Origin of the sequence: Jiangella rhizosphaerae, from assembly GCF_003579925.1 — a bacterium.
In the GTDB taxonomy this organism is placed as follows: Bacteria; Actinomycetota; Actinomycetes; order Jiangellales; family Jiangellaceae; genus Jiangella; species Jiangella rhizosphaerae.
In genome coordinates this window covers 1-2333 of sequence record NZ_QUAL01000275.1, presented here as the reverse complement: position 1 = coordinate 2333, position 2333 = coordinate 1, and the positions used below count along the sequence as shown (strand labels likewise).

Annotated in this window: 2 protein-coding genes; one reads left to right on the top strand and one right to left on the bottom strand. The window is 75.2% G+C overall.

Annotated elements, in window-relative coordinates; genetic code table 11:
* The coding region (locus DY240_RS23175; RefSeq protein WP_119662127.1) for an HAD-IIA family hydrolase at window positions 1–956 on the bottom strand (956 nt) is incomplete at its 3' end.
* A 66-nt stretch (window positions 957–1022) separates the two neighbouring features.
* On the opposite strand from DY240_RS23175, the gene DY240_RS23170 reads away from it, so the two are divergent.
* Window positions 1023–2255, top strand: coding sequence for a DUF1015 domain-containing protein (locus tag DY240_RS23170; RefSeq protein ID WP_119662126.1), 1233 nt, complete (start codon window positions 1023–1025; stop codon window positions 2253–2255).
* Window positions 2256–2333 lie beyond the last annotated feature (78 nt).

The window sequence follows — 2333 nt, the reverse complement described above, 5'->3', positions numbered from 1 at the left end:
TCGCCCGCGCCGTTCTCGCCCGCGCCGTTCTCGCCCGGGCCGGCTTCCTCCGCCGGCGCGGCGGCCGTGACTCGGGTCAGCCGCAGCGCGCCGCCGTCGACGACGGCCTGCCAGTCGCCCACCTTCGCCGCACCCGCGCGAACCGACAACGCCTCCCCCGGCTCCTGCAGCGCACGCAGGTCGTGCCCCACGTAGGTCGGACGCAGCCGCGGCGGTGCGAACACGAGGTCGATCGGATCGGTGACGCCGGTGAGCACCAGCAGACTGTCCGCGTCGGCCGCGTTGGCCCCTTCGACGTCGGTGTCGAGGCGGTCACCGACCACCAGCGGCCGCGTGGCCCCGGACCGCAGCATCGCCTCGCGGTGCATCGGCGGCTCCGGCTTGCCGGCGACGACCGGTTCGCGGCCGGTGGCCGTCCGGATGGCGTCGACCAGCGTGCCGTTGCCGGGTGCGCGGCCCCGGTCGGTCGGGACGACGGGGTCGGTGTTGGTGGCCACCCACGGCAGCCCCGACGCCACCGCGTAGGTGCCCTCGGCGAGCATCGGCCAGTCGACCGTCGGCGAGAACCCCTGCACGACGGCCACCGGGCCGTCGTCGGCGCCGGACACCGGGACGAGGTCCTGCTCGCGCAGCGCCACGTCCAGTCCCTCGCCGCCGACCACCAGGACCTTCGAGCCGCTGGGCAGCTGCTCGGCCAGGAGCCGGGCGGCCGCCTGCGCCGACGTCACGACCTCGTCGGCCCGCGCCTCGACGCCGATCTCGGTGAGGTGCGCGGCGACCCGTTCCGGCGGGCGGGAGGCGTTGTTGGTGACGAACGCCAGCCGCATGCCGGCCGCCCGGGCCCGCTGCAGTGATTCGGGCGCGTGCGGCACCGGGTGAGCGCCGATGTAGACGACGCCGTCGAGGTCGAGCAGGGCGACGTCGTAGGTCTGGGTCAAGGACTGCACGGCATCCATCCTCCCAGCCGGCTCTCCCGGTGGTCGTGGCCGGGCGGCGGGACCGGCCCGCGTACCATCCGCTAGATGACCCCCGCCGGGCCGCCGCTGCGACTGACGCCGTTCCGCGCGACCACGTACGCAGCCGGCACCGACCTGGCCGCGGTGGTGTGCCCGCCGTACGACGTGATCGGCGACCGGGCGCTGGCCGAGTTCGAGGCCCACGACCCGCACAACATCGTCCACCTGACGCTCCCCCGCGCCCTTCCGGGCGACGACCGGTACGCCGGGGCCGCGCGCGCGCTGCGGGAGTGGCGCGCCGCTGGCGTGCTGCGCCGTGACCCGGCGCCGGCGCTGTACGTCTATGAGCACGTAACGACCGGCGGCGCGACGATCGGCCTGGTGGGTGGCGTCGGACTCGACGGACCCGTGCTTCCACACGAGAACACCTTCCCCGGCCCGGTGGCCGACCGCGCCGCGCTGATGCACGCGACCCGGATGCAGCTCGAGCCGATCCTGCTGACGTATGACGGCGGCGGCGCGGCCAGCGAGGTCGTCGACCACGCAGCCGGCACGGAGCCGCACCTGGAGTTCACGGTCGCCGGCGAGACGCACCGGATCTGGCGCGTCGACCAGCCCGGCCCGCTGGCCGCCATCGCCGCCGACCTGGCCGGCCGAACCGCGCTGATCGCCGACGGACACCACCGGTTCGCCGCGTACCGCGCCGTGCACGCCGCCGGCCCCGTCCCCCATGCCACCGACCACGGCCTGGCCCTGCTCGTCGACGCCGCCCGGCACCCGCTCGAGCTGCGCGGCATCCACCGCAGCGTCGCCGGCCTGGCCCTCGACGAGGCCGCGGCCGCGGCGGCCAAGGGATTCGACGTCGTCGACCTGGCTGCCGATGTCGACCCGGCCGCCGCGCTCGACGGCGAGCGGGGCACCGCCTTCGTCATCGGTGATGGTCAGCGACAGGTGCTATTGCGTTCGCCGCGACCGTCGGTGCTCGCCGACGCCGTGCCGGCCGGCCGCCCCGACGGCTGGGACGCGTTGGACGCGGCCGTGCTCGTGGACGTGCTGCTGGCCTACCTCTGGGGCGTAGACGACGCCGATCCGCGCGTGACGTACCACCATGACGGCCGCGACTCCCTGCGCGCTGCCGCGCGCGACGCCGGTATTGCGGTTCTGGTGCGGCCACCCGCGCTGGCGGACGTGCTGGCGCTGGCCGCCCGCGGCGAGCGAATGCCGCGCAAGTCGACGTCGTTCGGGCCCAAGCCGTGGACGGGGCTACTGATGCGCGACCTCACCCCCGACCACCACTAGGGCGCGTCTCCTTATTGGCGTAGCCAGATGGTGACGGCGGCGAGCACGACGCCTCCGCGATAGGTGAGGGCGAGCTTG

Bases quoted from the DNA above. Each gene is read 5' to 3' on its own strand.
- DY240_RS23170 (WP_119662126.1), top strand. From the start codon at position 1,023: ATGACCCCCGCCGGGCCGCCGCTGCGACTGACGCCGTTCCGCGCGACC.